This window comes from Bradyrhizobium sp. HKCCYLS20291 (genome assembly GCF_051167715.1).
Taxonomy (GTDB): domain Bacteria; phylum Pseudomonadota; class Alphaproteobacteria; order Rhizobiales; family Xanthobacteraceae; genus Bradyrhizobium.
The window spans coordinates 629825-647720 of record NZ_JBNPTO010000003.1; the positions used below are offsets into that span (position 1 = coordinate 629825).

Genomic DNA, 17896 nt, shown 5'->3' on the forward strand with positions numbered 1-17896 from the left:
GCTGCGGTGCTGGCCTGCCGCCCTTGTTATGGCTCCCGTCATGAAAGATGTCGTATGCTCCGGCGACAGGAGATGGACTGCCCCGATGAATTTCCATTCGATCTACCGCCACGGCTTTGCCCGCGTCGCCGCCTGCGTCACCGCCTCGAGCGTCGCCAATCCCACTGCCAATGCGGCGGCGATCCTGGCGGCTGCGCGGGCTTGTCACGATCAGGGCACTGCGGTCGCGGTCTTCCCGGAGCTCTGTCTGTCCGGCTACGCGATCGAGGACCTGGTCAAGCAGGACCCGCTGCTCGATGCCGTGCAGCGCGGGCTGCTGACCTTGGTCGAAGCCTCGCATGACCTGATGCCGGTGCTGATCGTTGGCGCGCCGCTGCGCTTTGCGCATCGTGTCTACAATTGCGCCGTCGTGATCCATCGCGGCGAGGTGCTCGGTGTCATCCCGAAGAGCTACCTGCCGACCTATCGCGAGTTCTACGAAGGCCGCCACTTCGCCTCCGGTGCCGGCATCCGCGGCGAGATGATCGAGGTCGCCGAGACGATGGCGCCGTTCGGCACGGATTTGTTGTTCGCCGCCGCCGATGTCGCGGGACTCGTGATCGGCGTCGAGATCTGCGAGGATATGTGGGTGCCGGTGACGCCGGCCTCGGAGCTCGCGCTGGCGGGCGCCACCGTGCTCGCCAATCTCTCGGGCAGCCCGATCACCGTTGGCCGCGCCGAATCCCGTTCGCTGCTGTGTCGTTCGACCTCGGCGCGCTGCCTCGCGGCCTACATCTACGCCGCGGCGGGCACAGGCGAATCCACCACCGATTTGTCCTGGGACGGCCAGACCTCGATCTTTGAGAACGGCGTGCTGCTCGCCGAGAGCGAGCGCTTCCGCCAGACCGGCCAGACCATCTTTGCCGACGTCGATCTCGACCTGCTGCGCCAGGAACGCGCGCTGATGGGCACGTTCGACGACAACGCGCGCGCGACAGAGAGCGGCGTGCACTGGCGTCGCATCGGCTTCGAGCTGCAGCCGGCCGAGGGCGACATCGGCTTCATGCGCAACATCGAGCGCTTCCCGTTCGTGCCGAGCGACGCGGCGCGGCTCGATCAGGACTGCTACGAGGCCTACAACATCCAGGTCGCCGGCCTGACGCAGCGGCTGCGTGCCACCGGCACCAAGCGCATCGTCATCGGCGTCTCCGGCGGCCTCGATTCCACGCATGCGCTAATCGTCGCCGCCAAGGCGATGGACCTGCTCGGCCTGCCCCGCACCAACATCCTTGCCTACACCATGCCGGGCTTCGCCACGGGCGCGCAGAGCAAGTCCTACGCGCATGCGCTGATGAAGGCGCTCGAGGTCAGCGCCGCCGAGCTCGACATCCGTCCCGCCGCCACGCAGATGCTGAAGGACATCGGCCATCCCTTCGGCCGCGGCGAGCAGGTCTACGACATCACCTTCGAGAACGTGCAGGCGGGCCTGCGCACCGACTATCTGTTCCGCCTTGCCAATGATCGCGGCGGCCTCGTGCTCGGCACCGGCGATCTCTCCGAGCTTGCGCTCGGATGGTGCACCTATGGCGTCGGCGATCAGATGTCGCACTACAACGTCAATGCGGGTGTGCCGAAGACGCTGATTCAGCATCTCATCCGCTGGGTGATCGCTACGCATCAGTTCTCGGCCGACGTCGACCGCACGCTCGAAGCGGTGCTGTCGGCGGAGATCTCGCCGGAGCTGGTGCCGGTGAAGGAGGGCGAGACGCCGCAGAGCACGCAGGCTACGATCGGTCCCTACGAGCTGCAGGACTTCAATTTGTTTTACACGCTGCGCTACGGCATGCGGCCGTCGAAGATCGCCTTCATGGCGCATCACGCCTGGAAGGATGCCGGCGACGGCGCCTGGCCGCCGCACTTTCCGCCAGACAAGCGCAACGCCTATACGCTCGGCGATATCCGGAAGTGGCTCGAGGTGTTTCTCAAGCGCTTCTTCGCCTTCAGCCAGTTCAAGCGCTCGGCGATGCCGAACGGCCCGAAGGTCGTCGCCGGCGGTTCGCTGTCGCCCCGCGGCGACTGGCGCGCGCCGTCGGATGGCAATGCCGCGGCCTGGCTGGAGGATCTGGAGAGCGTGCCGAAGTGATTAGTCGGGAGTGATGCTCTGGCGGCTTGCTCGATGTACCTCGCCCTGCTTGCGGGGAGAGCTCGGATTGCGTCGCCAGATGCAATCCGGGTGAGGGGGTACAGGTCTATCCATTCACACCACTCGTGCGGCTGCCCCTCACCCCGCCCCTCTCCCCGTAAGAACGGGGCGAGGAAGCGCACCGCTCGTGGGGCGCCAGCCAATGTTTCACCCATGGACTCAGGCAATTGGCCGACGCGAACGACCGATCGACTGATCGTTGCCAGCTTGCTCTGCTGCTCCGCTTGCAATATCCCGGACGAAAGGCGTCCCGTGCGCGGGGCGCACGCGCCTCTTTCCAACGGAGTCCCCCATGAGCGTGACCGCCGCCGGCATTTCCTCGATGGCAACCCGGCAGATCCTCGCCGAGCTCGCGGCGGCGTATGAGGAGGCCACCGGCGAGGTGATTACGATCGAATCCGTCGGCGGCGTCGATGCCGCCAAGCGCATCCGCGCCGGCGAGGCGTTCGACTTCGCGGTGCTGGCATCCGATGCGCTGCAGAAGCTCGAGGCCGACGGCCATCTCGTTCCCGGCAGCATCATCGAGATCGCGGAATCGCCGATGGCGATGGCGGTGCGTGCCGGCAGCCCAAAGCCCGATCCGCTCGACGAGGCCGCCGTGCGCAAGGCGATGGCGAATGCCAAGGCGATCGGCATCTCCACCGGCCCGAGCGGGACGCACGTGCAGACGCTGGCGCGCAACTGGGGCCTGGAAGGCGAGGGCGCCTCGCGCCTGGTGCAGGCCAAGCCAGGCATTCCCGTCGCAAAACTGCTCGCCGACGGCGAGGTCGATGTGGGATTCCAGCAGCTCAGCGAGATGCTCGGCGCGCCCGGAATCGACATCGTCGGGCTGCTGCCGGAGGCACTGCAGCCGGGCACCGTGTTCGCCGCCGCGCTGTGCAAGGCCGGCGCGCACAGCGAGGCGGCGCGCGCGTTCATCGAATATCTCGTCTCGGAGGAGACCGCCGAGACCAAGCGCCAGCACGGCATGACGCCGGTGTGAGGAGAGAGGACCGAGATGGCCTCCAACACCTCTCTGACAGCCAAGGCCCTCGAGCAACTCGGCGCGCCGCGCCTGGCCGAGCTGCTGATGGAGGTGGCCGAGCGCGACGCGGCCATCAAGCGGCGGCTCAAGCTCGAGACCGCGACGCCGAACAAGATGGCGGCCGAGTTGCGCAAGCGGCTGGCGCAGATCGGTCGCGGCACGAGCTTCGTCGAGCGCAACAAGCTGCGTCCATTGGCCGCCGATCTCGAAGCTCTCCACGGCAGCATCACCAAGCAGGTGGCGGAGCACGATGCGGCAGCGGCCTTGGAGCTGATGTGGCAGTTCATGGATCTGGCGAACGGCGTTCTCGGGCGCTGTGACGACAGCGACGGGGTGCTGCATGAGATCTTCTGCGAAGCCTGCACCGATCTCGGCCCGCTGGCGGAGACCGCCAAGGCCGATCCCATCGCGCTGGCGGATCGCGTCTTCACCGCGCTCGACCGCAACGCTTACGGCCAATATGGCGATCTGATCGAGACCGTTGCGCCGGCGCTTAGTGAGCGCGGGCTCGCGCATCTCAGGCAGCGCTTCATCGACGTCGTGAACGCGCCACCCGAACGGCCTGCGCAGACGCAACGTCTCGCCGTCGGCTGGGACAGCAGTCGCTCCTTCCATGAGCAGGAGGCGCCGCTGCGCCGCCGCCACAACGCCCGCTTTGCGCTGCTGTCGATTGCCGATGCGACCCATGACGTCGAGCTCTACATGGCGCAACTCGACGACGAGAAGACGCGACCGGACATCGCAGCCGAGATCGGCCTGCGGCTGCTCGCGGCCGGGCGGGGCGCGGAGGCGCTGCAAATCATCGACGCCGCCGAGCTCCGCAATCCCAGCCGTCCCGATCCGGACTGGGAGACCGCCCGCATCGAGGTGCTCGATGGGCTCGGACGCAGCGAGGAGGCGCAGGCGGCACGCTGGGCGTGCTTTGCGCGGGAGCTGGATAGCAGGCAGTTGCGCGCGCATCTCAAGCGGCTGCCGGACTTCGACGACGTCGAGGCCGAGCGGCGCGCGCTCGATCACGTCGAACAATTTCCCCAGTCGATCCGGGTGCTAGACTTTCTCGTCGCGTGGAAGGCGCTGGATCGCGCCGCGAAGCTCGTGCTCCGGCGCCATCGCGAACTGAACGGCGAGGCCTATCACGTGCTCGCGCCGGCGGCGGAGGCGCTCGCCGGCAAGCATCCGCTTGCGGCCACGCTGCTGCTGCGCGCGATGATCGACGACACCCTGCAGGGCAGCCGTACCGGCCGCTATCGCCATGCCGCGAGGCATCTGCTCGAATGCGGCAGCCTCGCCGCCGTCATCGCCGACTTCGGCAGCTTCGAGCCTCACGCGGCCTATCTCGCGCGCCTGAAGTTCGAGCATGGCCGCAAGGCCAGCTTCTGGGACCTGATGAGTTGAGGCGGAACCAGCGTTGAGTGAGCGCCGCGACGATCTGCCGGCGCGAGGGCCGGTTCCTGCAACGATCACTCGAGATGAAAATTGTCGGCGTGCTGTCGTCCCGACGGTCTGCCGCACGTCTTCCAACCAGGCGGTTTGGAACGGAGACTCAAGATGAGCGCATCGCAGTATCGCTGGGTGATCGTGGCGGCCGGCGGCGTGCTCGGCTGCGTCGCCGTCGGCGGCCTGTTCTCGCTGCCGGTGTTCCTCAAGCCGATGGCCGCCGCGACCGGCTGGTCGGTCGCCGGAATCTCCAGCGCGTTGACGATCGGCTTCCTGGCGATGGCCTGCACCAGCATGGCGTGGGGCACGCTGTCCGACCGCATCGGCCCGCGGCCCGTGCTGCTGATCGGATCGACCCTGCTCGCCATCAGCCTTTTGCTGGCAAGTATGACGTCGTCGCTGCTGGCGTTCCAGCTGCTGTTCGGGCTGATCGCGGGCATCGCGACGGCGGCGATCTTCCCGCCGGTCATGGCCACCGTCACCGGCTGGTTCGACACCCATCGCAGCCTTGCGGTCTCGCTGGTGTCGGCCGGCATGGGCGTGGCACCGATGACGATGTCGCCGCTCGCGGCCTGGCTCGTCTCGAACTACGACTGGCGCACCGCGATGCAGTGCATCGCCGCCATCGTTGCCGCCATCATGATCCCGACGTCGTTGCTCGTTGGCCGCCCGCCGGTGTCGGCGCCCGTCGACGGCATCGCCTCGGGGGCCGCCGACGCGCCCCCCGAGATGACGCGCGCGACCGCCTTGCGCTCGCCGCAGTTCCTGATCCTGCTCGCGACCAACTTCTTCTGCTGCGCCACCCACTCCGGCCCGATCATCCACACCGTCAGCTACGCCGTCACCTGCGGCATTCCGCTGATGGCGGCGGTGACGATCTACAGTGTCGAGGGGCTCGCCGGGCTCGGCGGCCGCATCGGCTTCGGCCTGCTCGGAGACCGCTTCGGTGCCAAGCGCGTGCTCGTGCTCGGCCTGCTCGCCCAGGCGTTCGGCGCGCTCGCCTATGTGGCCGTGCGCGACCTCGCCGCGTTCTATGCCGTCGCTGCGATCTTCGGCTTCCTCTATGCCGGCACCATGCCGCTCTATGCCGCGATCGCGCGCGACAACTTTCCGCAATCGATCATGGGCACGGTGATCGGCGGCACCGCGATGGCCGGCAGCTTGGGGATGGCGACGGGCCCGCTGGCCGGCGGCCTGATCTACGACAGCTTTGCCAGCTACACGTGGCTCTATGTCGGCTCGTGGCTGATGGGCCTCGGCGCGGTCCTGATGATGATGATGTTCAAACCGTTCCCAAAGCCTGCGCCGGAGCAAGGCGCCGCGCCGGTGCAAGCCCCGGCGTGAGGCCGCTGCATCGCACCTTCACGCGTCCGCGAAGTCTGACAACAACGCTCGACTGTTGCCGTATTCGTAAGATCGAAGCTTACGGCTCCCATGCCCAACCCGACCAGATGCGCCCTGAGCCAAAGCTTTCTCGACCCGCGTCCCTTGCCCCGACGTTGCACGAACAACAGGACTTTCATCTCTACTTTTGATTGTTCTGTACAAGCTTATCATCTAAGGTTTGCTCGCTCATTGCGCGGCCGTTCAGGACGCCCGTCGCTCGAATCGAAAGATCGACGTGATCCAGCGAGAGGAGCGACCCATGAAGGATCTCAATCGATTGCGGCATCAGGTGAAGGCCGCCTGGGCCAAGGTGCCGTCGCATGTCAAGCTGGAGCTGCAGTTGAAGATGCTCGACGCCCACAACCATGCTGTGGCGGTGCGGAACAAGGCTGTCGCCGCCGTGGTGCGTCCGACGGATCGGGAGCTCGTGGCGCTGCACCGGCTGCTCCGGGCGGAGCTCGAGGGCGAACTGCTGGCGCCGAGCGCTGCCTTTCCGGAAGATTTCCTCACGACCGTCGGGCCGACTGGCGAGGTGTACTTCGGCGATGTCGACTATGATTCCACGGATCTCGGGTGGGCTTACTGCTTCCCGGCCATGGTCCTGACCGAGGATCAGACGCCACCGTTCAAGGTCGGCAACACGGTTCAGATACCGGACGGCACCAATTTGGCCCTTCTCGGCGACTGGGGCGGGGCGAATGCGCCGGCCCTGGCCGTCGGCGCTGCCGCGAAGGCCTCCGACTGTGTCATTCATCTTGGCGACGTCTACTATGCGGGCACCAACGGCGACGACATTCTGGACCCTTATGAGTCGACGAACTTCGTAGAGGTCTGGCCGGGCGCCGCTGGGAAATCCTTCGCGCTCAATTCCAATCACGAAATGTACGCTCACGCCACCGGCTATTCCTTGACGACGTTGGCCGCGCCGGCGTTCGCCTCGCAAGGAGGCAACTGCTTTGCGCTCACCAACAAGGCTTTCCGCATCGTGGGGCTGGATTCGGCGTATTACGCACCAGACAACCAGCTCAAGGACTTCCCGGGCTGCATGATCGGCAGCCTCGGCGACCCGCAAGGCGCCCAGATGCAGTTTCTGCAGAACCAGATTGCCCAGCTCGGTTCCGGGCAAAGCTTGATCCTGCTCACGCATCACAACGGCCTGAACCTGGACGGGTCGGTCCCTACGGCGGCCGATGCCGCCTACCTGCTATGGCAGCAGGTCACGCAAGTCCTGCAACAGATTCCGGCCGGAGCCAGTCAAAACGTCGTCTGGTACTGGGGGCACCAGCATGCGGCCGCGGTGTACAACGCGCAACAGATCAACGGGATCACCATCAACCCGCGCTGCTGCGGACATGGCTGCATCCCTTGGGGTATCGCCACCGATCTGAGCCAGTCCAGCAACGTGCTCTGGTACGAAGGCCAGAATTTGGGGCCTGGCGCAAACTACTTCGTCACCAATGGCTACGCCACGTTGGCGCTCAACGGCGCGGCCCTGACGGAGTCGTTCTGGGACCAGAACGGCCAGCGATCATGGACGACGCCGGCAGCAGCGTGAACCTGTCGCGCGTGGTCTATTCACGGCGACAATGCCGGACTGCGCACCCCCAGTGAGACACGAAGATGTCGATGACAGTGCGGCTGCCACGAGGATCATCGTGTCTCGCTGGAGGGCAGGGCTATCGTATATGACATTCGGAGTGGTGCGTTCGTCCGTCTCCACGTCGTCATGGCCGGGCTTGTCCCGGCCATCCACGCCAATCAGCACGTTGAGAACCACGTGGATGCCCGGGCCTTCGCCGCGCCGAAGCGGCTTCGGCCGCGCAGGCGGGACAAGCCCGGGCATGACGGAGTAGCTAAACGCTAGGATAGCTCGTCGCGACAGCCTCGTATCTCGTATGCGATACAACTGCGCGAAAGGAGGCCGCCCAGCTACTTCGATGCATCCTTGATCTTGTGATCCAGGTGCCCGGTCCCGTGATCCCGGCGCAGCTGGCTGAGCGAGGTCTCGTTGAGCTGCATCAGCACGTCACTGAGCTTGGTCGAGTCCAGATAGCCCGCCGCGAACGATTTGCCGTAGATCTTGCGCAGCGTGCTGACCAGCGTATTGCCATGCTTTCTGCTGATCTCGCCATCCTTGTCACGGTGGCGTCCGTCGAGACCCGGTTCCTTCATGTGCGTCTCCCCATGATGCAATTGACGCGCTCGGTGATAGCCTGCGCTCAATTCGTTCGATTGGCAACGCTGCGGTGCGGGAGCGTGGAGGGCTGGTGACAGCGCGAACTTCTCACAAGGAGCGACGCGTTTCAGAGACGTTCGCTCACTGCCGCTGTAATCGGCCGTGTGGCTGATGCGAAGGGAGTACAAAGCGTCGTAGGAAGAAATTCCCCCGACAAGCATCTTTGTGCAGAGCTGATGCCTACTCTACGCTTTGTGAGCTTCGCCCCTGCAGTCTTACGTGCGCGGTCCTGTAGCTTGCAATTGCGGATGACGCCGCTTGCACGTTGCGGTCATTGGCCGTTATCCTCTTCTAACGGTGTTGGAGGGGCAATTTGCAGAGCACTATCCAAATTCGGTATGCAGGCGCGGCCGACGTCGCCGCCGTCGCCGCGATTTTCAAGAACGTTGTCAGACCTTTGGAGATCTATTGCCAAAGTGCCCGCGACGGTGAAATCGAGAAATTCTCAGAGGAAGAGCTGCGTCGTCGGGTGACGCTCGATGCAAAGGCCGTGGCACTTGCTTACCTCGGTACCGAGGTTGCCGGATTCTCCATAACCGACGATCAGCATGGCCCCATTTGGATCGAATGGTATGGGGTTGCTCCGGAAATGCGTGGCAAGGGCGTAGGGAGAGCACTCCTAGCTCATTTGATAGATGAGGCGCCAAAACGTAACGCCACTAAACTGTGGTGCGATACGCGGGTTAATAATGTTCCTTCAATGGAGCTGTTTAAACAAATTGGATTTGCGAAACTCTGCGAGCTCAAGAATCATTGGTATGGACAGGATTTCTACCTATGGGAACGCAGTATCTGATTGCGGCCTCCAATGTTGCGTAGATTTTATGAGAAGCTGATCTCGGTTAAGAGCCTTGTCCAGGATGGCATTGGACTCATAGGAACAGCAGCACTTCTTGCGGCCGTTTTCATTCCGGGCATCTCCGAGCGCATCGTAAAGGTTGTCCTGGTTGGGACGTTTCTGATCGCCGTCGTCTTGTACGTTCTCATTAGGCGAGCTGCCCACATGGCAACGCCTGATGACAAGTCGGTGTATTTTATAAGCTCCCCTTGCACTCCAGCGGAGCTGGATGATGCAATTGAAATTGCGCAGTACTACTTCGGCGCCGAGTCAATGAAGCCTGATATTGTCAGGGCAGCCTATCGGGTGAATCCGTTTAGCTTCATCGTGATAAAAGATGCCGCCGGCAAAGTGCTGGGCTATTTCGATCACTTCGGGCTCAAGAGTGACGTGTTCGAGCAGTTCCTTGCTGGCGAGTTGCCCGAAAATCAGCTGGCCGCGGAACATTTTATTTCTGGCGAAGCCATTGTCGATGCGAGGCGACTTTATATCGGAGGCATAGCGGTAAGGGCCGGATCGAAGTTCGAGGCCGGCAAGATTACAAAGTGCTTGTTGTCTGCAGGCTGTGAGTTGCTCAACAAACGCTATCTACACGGCGACGGCGAATTTGAGCTTTATGCAACCGGCTTTTCTCGCGAGGGCATCAGTATGCTAAAATCGCTTGGTTTTGGAAAGCTGGCTGAAGGCGATAAGCGCAAGGACCATGCGCCCCTGTATTGGCGGAATGTAACGCGCAAGGGTGTGTTTAAGTACCGACAGAACAATCCGGTCTGTAAATCAGAGTTGGTCTTGAAATTTGAGCGAGATCCTCAGGCATATACGTCAGTCTTGAAGGCTCCGCGCTCCGCCGGTCGCAAGCGTTCAGCAGCAGCGAAAGTCTAGAGAGACGAGATCTGCGCCCGCTGCGGAGTACTGGATGCTCCGCCTTCGCGGAGCATGACAGCAGTACGGACGGCGACAGCTCAACTCGGAAACAATCGCCGGTTCTCAGCCAACGCTCGCCTAATTCATCAGGTTATGACACGCCGCCATCCTCTCTGGACCAGACGCGCGCAGCTCCGGCACCTCGGCGAGGCAGCGGTCGGTTCGCAGCGGACATCGTGCGGCGTAGGTGCAGCCGCTCGGCCGGCTGAACTGGCTCGGCGGCTCGCCGGTCTCGATCGCGCCGGCGATGCGCTTGGACGGATCCGGCTTGGGCACGGCGGCCATCAGCGCGCGCGTGTAGGGATGGAGTGGGCGATCAATAATGGTTCGGGTGTCCGCCGTTTCGACGATGCGGCCCATGTACATCACGGCGACGCGGTCGCTGATCCGCTCGATCACGCCGAGATCGTGAGAAATGAACAGCATCGACAGTTTCAGCTGCTCGCGCAGGTCCATCAGCAGGTTCAACACCTGGGCCTGCACGGAGACGTCGAGCGCGGAGACCGGCTCATCGGCGATGATGACGGCGGGTCGCGGCAGGATCGCCCGCGCGATGCCGACGCGCTGACGCTGGCCGCCGCTCAGCTCGTGCGGATGGCGTTCGGCAAACGACGGATCGAGACCGACGGCCACGAGCGTTTGCGCGATCAGCGCGGTGCGCTCGGACCGGCTCTTGAAGACGTCGTTGATGTCGCCGGCCTCCGCGACGGAGTCGCCGATCGAGCGCCGCGGGTTGAGCGAGGCGAAGGGGTCCTGGAACACCATGCGGATGCTCAGCCGCAGACTGCGCAGTGAGGCGCCGCCGGCCGCGATCACGTCGGTGCCCTTGAAATCGATGGCGCCGCTGTCGGGCTGCACCAGGCGGACGAGGGAGCGGCCGACCGTGGTCTTGCCGCAGCCGGATTCTCCGACGAGACCCAGCACCTCGCCTTCGCGCAGCGACAGCGACACGCCGTCGACGGCCTGCACACGGTACTTGCGGCCCGCACGCTTGACCTTGAACGAGGTCTTCAGGTCGCTGACGGTCAGGATCGTGGTCTCGGTCACGTCGTCCTCCCGGCTTCGATCGGGAAGGCGCACAGCGCCTCATGCTCGGCTGCGATCTCGACGCGCGGCGGCGCCTCGTCGCGGCACACATCACGCACCGCGCTGCAGCGGGGTGCGAAGGCGCAGCCGGCTGCGATCATGCCAGGTCGCGGCGCTTGTCCGGGGATGGTCGGCAAGCGGCGTGCGCTCGGATGGCTCGCCGGCATGCAGTCCATCAGCCCGCGCGTATAGTGATGAGCCGGACGGCCGAACAGCGCGGTCGTCGCCGCGGTCTCGAGGATCCGCCCCGCATACATCACGGCGACGCGATCGGCGAGCTGCGCGATCACGCCCATGTCGTGGGTGATGAATAGGATCGCCATGTCGAGCCGATTGCAGAGCTCGCGCAGCAGTCCGAGAATCTGGATCTGGATCGTGACATCGAGCGCCGTGGTCGGCTCGTCGGCAATCAGAACCTGCGGCCGGCAGGCCAGCGCGATCGCGATCATGATGCGCTGGCGCTGACCGCCGGACAATTGATGCGGATAGGCGGAGAGCTGCAGCGCCGCGTCGGGAATCCGCACCATCTCCAGCAGCTCGCGGGCCCGCGCCGTCGCGGCCGCTCCGGTGAGCCCGTCGTGCACGCGCACCGCTTCGACGATCTGGTCACCGATGCGCCGCACCGGATTGAGCGAGGTCATCGGCTCCTGGAAGATCATCGCCATGCGGCCGTGACCGGCCTCCACCCGCTGCCACGGCTGCAATTGCGTCACGTCCGAACCGGCGAGCACGATCTGTCCGCGCCGGATGCGTGGCCCCGGCCGCGGCAGCAGGCCCATGACGGCCAGCGACGTCATGCTCTTGCCGCAGCCGGACTCGCCGACCAGGCCGAGGATCTCGCCCTTGCCGATGCCGAACGAGACACTAGAGACGATATCGATCGGCGCCTTGTCCGGCCCGAGCGATACAACGAGGTCCTGAACCGACAGCACCGTCTAGCCCTCACTGCCGAAGACGTCGCGGAAGCGCGGATCGAGCCGGTCGCGCAGCGCATCGCCGACGAGATTGAGCGAGAAGGCGGTCAGCACGATCATCATGCCCGGAAACAGCAGCAGCCACGGCGCGCGCGTGATGAAGGTGCGCGATTCCGCCAGCATGTTGCCCCAGCTCGGAATCTCCGGCGGCGCGCCGAGTCCGAGAAAGTCGAGCGACGCCGCGCCGAGCTGCGCGAACGCGAACACGAAGCTCGCCTGCACCAGCAGCGGCGAGATCAGGTTCGGCAGGATGTGCCTGGCGGCGATCCATCCCGTGCCCGAGCCCATGCTGCGCGCGGCCTCGACATAGGTTTCCGCGCGCAGGCGCAGGGTCAGTCCGTAGACGATGCGCGTGGTCGTCGTCATGAAGCCGATGCCGATCGCCAGGATCGAGTTTGCGACACTCGGCCCGAGGATGACGATGAGCCCGAGCGCGAGCAGCAGCGACGGGAACGCCATCAGCACGTCGACCATGCGCATCAGGACATGGCCGAGCCGCGGAAACAGTGCGGAAAAGACCGCGATCGGCACGCCGGTGACGAGTGCGAAGGCCACGACGCCGGATCCGATCAGCAGCGCCATGCGCGCGGAGTAGATGGCGCGGGACAGCGTATCGCGCCCGAACTGGTCGGTGCCGAACCAGTGCGCGGCGTTCGGCGGCGTCAGCCGGGCAATTGGATCGATCGCGTAGGGGTCGTGCGGCGCGAGCCAGGGCGCCGTGATCGCGGCGAGCGCGACCGCCAGGAGGACGCCAAGTCCGGCCAGCGCGATCGGACGCGCCACGAACGGCGTCAGCATGAAAGCGAGGCCGCCCCGGGTCATTGCAGCTCCACCCGCGGATCGAGGAGGCGGTAGGTGAGATCGACGATCAGGTTGATGACGAGATAGATCACGACGATGACCAGGATGATGCCTTGAATCACCGGATAGTCGCGGCGCAGGATCGACTGCACCACGAGCCGCCCGATGCCGGGCAGCGCGAACACCGTTTCGGTGACGACCGCCTCGGACAGCAGCGCCGCGAAGGTGAAGCCGAACGCCGACACCACGGTCAGCAGCGCGTTGCGCAGGATGTGACGGCGCACCACCTGAAAGGGGCGGATGCCCTTGGCGCGCGCCGCGCGCACATAGTCCTCGCGTGAGACGTCGAGCATGCTGGCGCGCGTCAATCGCAGGATCAGCGCGGCGTTGGGCGCAGCCAGCGTCAGGCTCGGCAGGATCAGATAGCGGAGATTGCCCGCGCCGCCCTCGAAGATCGACGGATAGCCCGAACTGGGCAGCCAGCCCAGCGTCGCGGCAAACACCAGGATCAGATAGAGGCCGACCCAGAACGTCGGCACCGAGGCCATCAGCATCGCCGCGCCGGACAGCCCCTGGTCGAGCCAGCTTCCATGTCGGACAGCTGCGATCACGCCGATCGGGATGCCGATCAGTACGACCCAGACCATCGTCATGGTGGCGAGCAGCGCGCTGGTTTCGGCGCCGTCGGCGATCACCGACAGAACCGGCGCCTGGAAGAAGATCGAGCGGCCGAGATCGCCGCGGAGCGCGTGGGCCATCCATTGCAGATATTGCACGACGATGAGCTGATCGAGGCCGAGCTCATGGCGCAAGGCGTCGATCTGATCCGGCGTCGCCGTGTCACCGAGCAGGACGTAGATCGGGTCGCCTGGAATGACATGGATGAAGGCGAACACGACGATCGAGGCCGCCAGAAGGGTGACCGCAGTCGTCGCAGTGCGCTTGATGGCGTAAGACCACATTCAAACCTGCCGGCTGGCGGGCGGCGACGGACGCGAGGCCAGGACGACCGCCTGAACCGCGCCGCCTGCGCAGCTACTTGGTGGACACGTTCCAGAACACCGGACCGTTCGGATTGAGCCCCTTCAGCTTGGGGGACGCGACGTCGTAGGTGTAGGCATCGCCCACCTTCATGACCGGCACCTGCTCGTAGACGAGCGCCTGGATCTTGTCCCAGACCGCCTTGCGTGCGGTTTGATCGGACGAATTGACGAGTTCGGTCCGCAGCGCCTGGATCTCCGCGCTGTCCCACCATCCGGGATAGCTCGCATTCATGAAGGTCAGCAGCACCGGATCGGGGGCCAGGCTGTGATGGGTCACGAAGATGTCCCACTGTTCGGGTTGCCCGCGCATCTTCAACAGCGTCGCCCAGTCGACGACCATCATCTGGACGTTGATGCCGGCATCGGCGAGCTGACGGGTGAACACCGCCGCCTCGTCGTAATGCGCCTGGTAGTTGGTCGACACCAGCAGGCGGATGGGGGTGCCGGTATAGCCCGCCTCCTTGGCGAGCTCCTTCGCCTTCGCGGCGTCATGCGGGCTGTAGCCGGCGACGCCCGTTGTCGTGTACCAGGGCGTTCCCTTCTGGAAGAACGAGCCGTCCGCGTTCCACAGATCCTTCGGACCGAACGCCACGCGCAACGCCTGCGACTTGTCGAGGGCCGTCTGGATGGCGCGGCGGAGCTTGTAGTTGTCCTTCATGATGCCGTCCTTGGAGTTCATGAAGAACAGGCCGAAGATCGGCGCGTTGCTCCGCTGCACCTGGACCGTCTTGTCCTTGCTCAGATTGTCGTAGAGGTCGCCCGAGATCATCTCGGCATAGTCGTAGTCGCCGGCCTGCACGCCGCTGACCCGCGTGCCGACATCGGGCACCGGAACGAAACGGATCTTGTCGAATTTGGCGATGCGAGCGCCGGCATAGCCGTCGGCCGTTTCGCTGCGCGGCTTGTATTTGTCGAACTTCTCGACCTCGACATAGCGGTTCGGCCGCCAGTCGACGAACTTGTAGGGGCCGGTGCCGATGTAGTCCTTCTGCTCGATCGGCTTGTTGCCCGCCTTCTCGGCGATGTCTTCCGGATAGATCGCCAGCCCGCCATTGACGTCGGCGATGAGGTTCTTCCAGGCGCCGTTCGGGGCCGACAGCTTCAGCGTGACTTCATACTTGCCGGTCGCCTCGACCGAGGTCGCAGAGGCCATCAGCAACTTGCCGCGGGCCCCGAACTTGCCCCAGCGGACCATCGATGCGACGACGTCCTTGGCAGTCAATTCCTTGTCGCTATGGAAGAGAACGCCTTCGCGCAGCGTGATGATGATGGTCTTGCCGCCATCCTCGACGCGGTCGCGATCGGCCAGCAGCGGCTGCGGCGTGTAGGTCGAGTCCCAGGCGTAGAGCGTCTCGAAGATGTGGCGCCCGATGGTCGACGCCACATCGGCGGTCGTCAGCATCACATCGAGCGGCGGCGGCTCACCGATGGTGGCCTCCCGCAGCGTGCCGGCCGCGCCGGCTGGCGCAGCCAGGAGCGATGCGGTGATGAGGGCCGCGGCGGCGCGCGTCACCCAGCTCAGTCCCGGTGTCATGGCCGACCTCCCCTTTGCTCGCGCCGGCCCGGCTCGCGCGGGTCGTCCCGCGCATTGGTTGTTTCTATCGCCAGGCAGCATGTTTGTTTGAAAGTTACGTACATAACATGCTAAAGCGCAAGTCCGGATTTGCTAAGTTTAGGCCGAATCTCTTGTGCAGTGCGGCCAGTCTCGTAACTTTATTACGGGCATCCGGGAGCGCGGGCCGGGCCGTGCTCCGGACAGAGAGGCGGCGAATGGCACGATCAGCAAGGCGCAAGCCCCGAGCGGCAGTGGCGGAGAAAGCGGGCGCAAGCCCCGTGCTGCCTCAGCGCGACTTCGGTCCCGACGACATCATTTCGGTGATCCGGCAGATCGAGCCGACGCTGAGTCCATCGGAGCAGCGCGTCGCGGCTGCGTTGCTGGCGGATGTCGACTTCGCCGTTCATTCGAGCAATGGCGAGCTCGCACGCCGCGCCGGGGTCAGTGAACCGACGGTGACCCGCTTCAGCCGGTCGGTCGGCTGCCGCGGCGTTCGCGAGCTCAAGGTGCGATTGGCCCAGGCGTCCGCTGTCGGCCGCATCTATCTCGAACTGCCACCCCATGTCGGCACCGAGCTGGCGCGGCCCGCGCTGTGGCGATCGGTGTTTCAGGAAATCCGCAACGCGATCTCGGCCGTCGAGCAGCAATTGCATAAGGAGGACGTCGAGAGGGCCGCCGAGGCGATCGCGCGCTGCTCGCGTCTCGCGGCCTTCGGCGTCGGCGGCGGCTCCACCGTCGCGGTCGCGGAGGTCGAGAACCGCTTCTTCCGTCTCGGCATTGCCGTGAACCATTCCTCCGATCCACGGCTGATGCGGATGTTCGCGGCGACGCTCGGCCGCGACGACGTCGTGATCGCGATCTCCACCACCGGGATCATCTCCGAGGTGATCGAGGCCGCCATGGTCGCCAAGCGATACGGCGCGCTGGTCATCGCGATCACCAAACCGCAGAGCCGGCTGGCGGCCGTTGCAGACATCACGCTCGGATTTCATGTGCCGGAGGCGCCGGATGCGCTGAAGCCGACGGCGTCGCGCTATGCCTTGCTCGCCATCATCGACCTGCTGGCGACGTCGACCGCCTATCTCAAGCCGCGCGAGGCTCAGGAGCGGATGCGGCGCATCAAATATGAACTGCTGAAGGCAACCAAGGAAGACGCGAACGGCCCGCTGGGCGACTAGCCAAGCACCAGGCGCTCCTCACCGCGAGCAACCAGAAAGGACGACAACGACATGACCTATGACCTGGTGCTCAAAGGAGGCCGCGTCATCGATCCCGCGCAAGGACTCGATCAGATCGCGGATGTGGCATTTTCCGGCGGTCGCGTCGCCGCCGTCGGCGCGGGCATTTCTGCCGCAGATAGCGCCGATGTCCGCGACGTCAGCGGTCTCATCGTGGCGCCGGGATTCATCGACCTTCACACCCACGTCTATTGGGGCGGTACGTCGCTCGGCGTCGATGCGACCGATTTTGCGCGTCAGAGCGGCGTGACCACCGTTGTCGACGCCGGAAGCGCCGGACCCGGCAACTTCCGCGGCTTTCTCAAGCATGTCATCGAGCGGAGCGAGCCGCGCATCCTTGCCTATCTTCACGTCTCGTTCGCCGGAATTTACGCGTTCTCGAAGACCATCATGGTCGGCGAAAGCAGCGACATGCGGCTGATGAGCCCGGCGGACGCCGTGGCCGTTGCCAACGCGCATCGTGACGTCATCGTCGGCATCAAGGTCCGGGTTGGCCGCAATGCAAGCGGGGCGTCCGGCGCAGCGCCGCTCGACATCGCACTTCAGGTCGCTGAAGAGCTGGGTCTGCCGTTGATGGCTCATATCGACGAGCCGCCGCCGAGCTACGAAGACGTTCTCGCGCGGCTCCGGCCAGGCGACGTTCTCACGCATTGCTTTCGTCCGTTTCCCAATACGCCGGTCACGGGGCAGGGCGCCATCAAGCCGGCGGTCATCGAGGCCCGGCAACGCGGCGTCCTGTTCGATGTTGGCCACGGCATGGGCTCGTTCTCCTTCAAGGTCGCCCGCGCCATGCTGGCCGGCGGCTTCATGCCGGATACGATCTCGTCCGACGTTCACATTCTCAACCTTGAAGGGCCGGTGTTCGACCAGGCGACGACATTGTCGAAATTCCTGAGTCTCGGCACGCCTTTGACCGATGTCATTCGTGCCACGACCGCAAATGCAGCGGCCGCCATTCGCCGGCCTGAGCTTGGAACCCTGCGGCCGGGTTCTGCCGGAGATGCGACGGTCTTCACCGTCAACGAGGGCAACTTCACCTATGTCGATTCGACCGGCGAGCGCATGACGGGAACGAAGCAGATTGCAATCGCCGGCATGACATTGAACGGACAGTGGTGGCATCCGAGCGGCAGCCGCTAGCGTCGGCCCGGCTCGCCATGTTTGGCGCGTAG

15 protein-coding genes are annotated in these 17896 nt (G+C 64.8%); 9 read left to right on the forward strand and 6 right to left on the reverse strand.

Going from position 1 to position 17896, the window contains the following annotated elements; all coding sequences use genetic code 11:
* The first annotated feature begins 85 nt into the window (after positions 1-85).
* From ACQR07_RS10740 to ACQR07_RS10760, 5 genes are all read left to right on the forward strand, one after another.
* On the forward strand, positions 86-2122 hold the full coding sequence (locus ACQR07_RS10740) for an NAD(+) synthase (protein WP_434902238.1): 2037 nt from the start codon (positions 86-88) through the stop codon (positions 2120-2122).
* Positions 2123-2474: 352 nt separating this feature from the next.
* Positions 2475-3164, forward strand: a complete 690-nt coding sequence (locus ACQR07_RS10745) for a substrate-binding domain-containing protein (protein ID WP_434902239.1) — start codon at positions 2475-2477, stop codon at positions 3162-3164.
* Positions 3165-3179: 15 nt separating this feature from the next.
* A complete protein-coding gene (locus ACQR07_RS10750) occupies positions 3180-4601 on the forward strand; it encodes a DUF6880 family protein (RefSeq protein ID WP_434902240.1) in 1422 nt (473 codons plus the stop codon).
* Positions 4602-4754: 153 nt separating this feature from the next.
* On the forward strand, positions 4755-5987 hold the full coding sequence (locus ACQR07_RS10755) for an MFS transporter (RefSeq protein WP_434902241.1): 1233 nt from the start codon (positions 4755-4757) through the stop codon (positions 5985-5987).
* Positions 5988-6288: 301 nt separating this feature from the next.
* Positions 6289-7584 carry a hypothetical protein gene (locus tag ACQR07_RS10760; protein WP_434902242.1) on the forward strand — a complete coding sequence of 432 codons (1296 nt, stop codon included), beginning with the start codon at positions 6289-6291 and terminating at the stop codon, positions 7582-7584.
* A gap of 374 nt (positions 7585-7958) precedes the next feature.
* Here ACQR07_RS10760 and ACQR07_RS10765 read toward each other — a convergent pair whose 3' ends face one another.
* A complete protein-coding gene (locus ACQR07_RS10765; protein WP_434902243.1) occupies positions 7959-8201 on the reverse strand; it encodes a hypothetical protein in 243 nt (80 codons plus the stop codon).
* Between the two features lie 377 nt (positions 8202-8578).
* On the opposite strand from ACQR07_RS10765, the gene ACQR07_RS10770 reads away from it, so the two are divergent.
* Together ACQR07_RS10770 and ACQR07_RS10775 are read left to right on the forward strand one after the other, a co-directional pair.
* Entirely contained in the window at positions 8579-9061 is a 483-nt protein-coding gene (locus ACQR07_RS10770) for a GNAT family N-acetyltransferase (RefSeq protein ID WP_434902244.1), read from the forward strand.
* 207 nt (positions 9062-9268) lie between these two features.
* A complete protein-coding gene (locus ACQR07_RS10775) occupies positions 9269-9985 on the forward strand; it encodes a hypothetical protein (RefSeq protein ID WP_434902245.1) in 717 nt (238 codons plus the stop codon).
* 120 nt (positions 9986-10105) lie between these two features.
* Here the strand turns inward: ACQR07_RS10775 and ACQR07_RS10780 are convergent, their stop codons facing one another.
* From ACQR07_RS10780 to ACQR07_RS10800, 5 genes are all read right to left on the reverse strand, one after another.
* Positions 10106-11074, reverse strand: a complete 969-nt coding sequence (locus tag ACQR07_RS10780; protein WP_434902246.1) for an ABC transporter ATP-binding protein — start codon at positions 11072-11074, stop codon at positions 10106-10108.
* Positions 11071-12045, reverse strand: a complete 975-nt coding sequence (locus ACQR07_RS10785; protein ID WP_434902247.1) for an ABC transporter ATP-binding protein — start codon at positions 12043-12045, stop codon at positions 11071-11073. Before ACQR07_RS10785 ends, ACQR07_RS10780 begins: the two co-directional genes overlap by 4 nt.
* Before the next feature lie 3 nt (positions 12046-12048).
* Positions 12049-12909, reverse strand: a complete 861-nt coding sequence (locus ACQR07_RS10790; RefSeq protein WP_434902248.1) for an ABC transporter permease — start codon at positions 12907-12909, stop codon at positions 12049-12051.
* Entirely contained in the window at positions 12906-13850 is a 945-nt protein-coding gene (locus ACQR07_RS10795) for an ABC transporter permease (RefSeq protein ID WP_434902249.1), read from the reverse strand. The genes ACQR07_RS10790 and ACQR07_RS10795 overlap by 4 nt, the downstream gene beginning before the upstream one ends.
* A 73-nt stretch (positions 13851-13923) precedes the next feature.
* Positions 13924-15465: an ABC transporter substrate-binding protein gene (locus ACQR07_RS10800; RefSeq protein WP_434902250.1), complete on the reverse strand. Its 1542-nt coding sequence runs from the start codon at positions 15463-15465 to the stop codon at positions 13924-13926.
* A 272-nt stretch (positions 15466-15737) separates the two neighbouring features.
* Here ACQR07_RS10800 and ACQR07_RS10805 point away from each other — a divergent pair, with 272 nt between their 5' ends.
* Positions 15738-16664, forward strand: coding sequence for a MurR/RpiR family transcriptional regulator (locus tag ACQR07_RS10805; RefSeq protein WP_434902251.1), 927 nt, complete (start codon positions 15738-15740; stop codon positions 16662-16664).
* Between the two features lie 51 nt (positions 16665-16715).
* Positions 16716-17864: an amidohydrolase/deacetylase family metallohydrolase gene (locus ACQR07_RS10810; protein WP_434902252.1), complete on the forward strand. Its 1149-nt coding sequence runs from the start codon at positions 16716-16718 to the stop codon at positions 17862-17864.
* The last annotated feature ends 32 nt before the right edge of the window (positions 17865-17896 follow it).

Coding starts and splice junctions, on each gene's coding strand:
- ACQR07_RS10740 (WP_434902238.1), top strand. CDS start 86: ATGAATTTCCATTCGATCTACCGCCACGGCTTTGCCCGCGTCGCCGCC.
- ACQR07_RS10745 (WP_434902239.1), top strand. CDS start 2,475: ATGAGCGTGACCGCCGCCGGCATTTCCTCGATGGCAACCCGGCAGATC.
- ACQR07_RS10750 (WP_434902240.1), top strand. CDS start 3,180: ATGGCCTCCAACACCTCTCTGACAGCCAAGGCCCTCGAGCAACTCGGC.
- ACQR07_RS10755 (WP_434902241.1), top strand. CDS start 4,755: ATGAGCGCATCGCAGTATCGCTGGGTGATCGTGGCGGCCGGCGGCGTG.
- ACQR07_RS10760 (WP_434902242.1), top strand. CDS start 6,289: ATGAAGGATCTCAATCGATTGCGGCATCAGGTGAAGGCCGCCTGGGCC.
- ACQR07_RS10765 (WP_434902243.1), bottom strand. CDS start 8,201: ATGAAGGAACCGGGTCTCGACGGACGCCACCGTGACAAGGATGGCGAG.
- ACQR07_RS10775 (WP_434902245.1), top strand. CDS start 9,269: ATGGCAACGCCTGATGACAAGTCGGTGTATTTTATAAGCTCCCCTTGC.
- ACQR07_RS10790 (WP_434902248.1), bottom strand. CDS start 12,909: ATGACCCGGGGCGGCCTCGCTTTCATGCTGACGCCGTTCGTGGCGCGT.
- ACQR07_RS10795 (WP_434902249.1), bottom strand. CDS start 13,850: ATGTGGTCTTACGCCATCAAGCGCACTGCGACGACTGCGGTCACCCTT.
- ACQR07_RS10800 (WP_434902250.1), bottom strand. CDS start 15,465: ATGACACCGGGACTGAGCTGGGTGACGCGCGCCGCCGCGGCCCTCATC.
- ACQR07_RS10810 (WP_434902252.1), top strand. CDS start 16,716: ATGACCTATGACCTGGTGCTCAAAGGAGGCCGCGTCATCGATCCCGCG.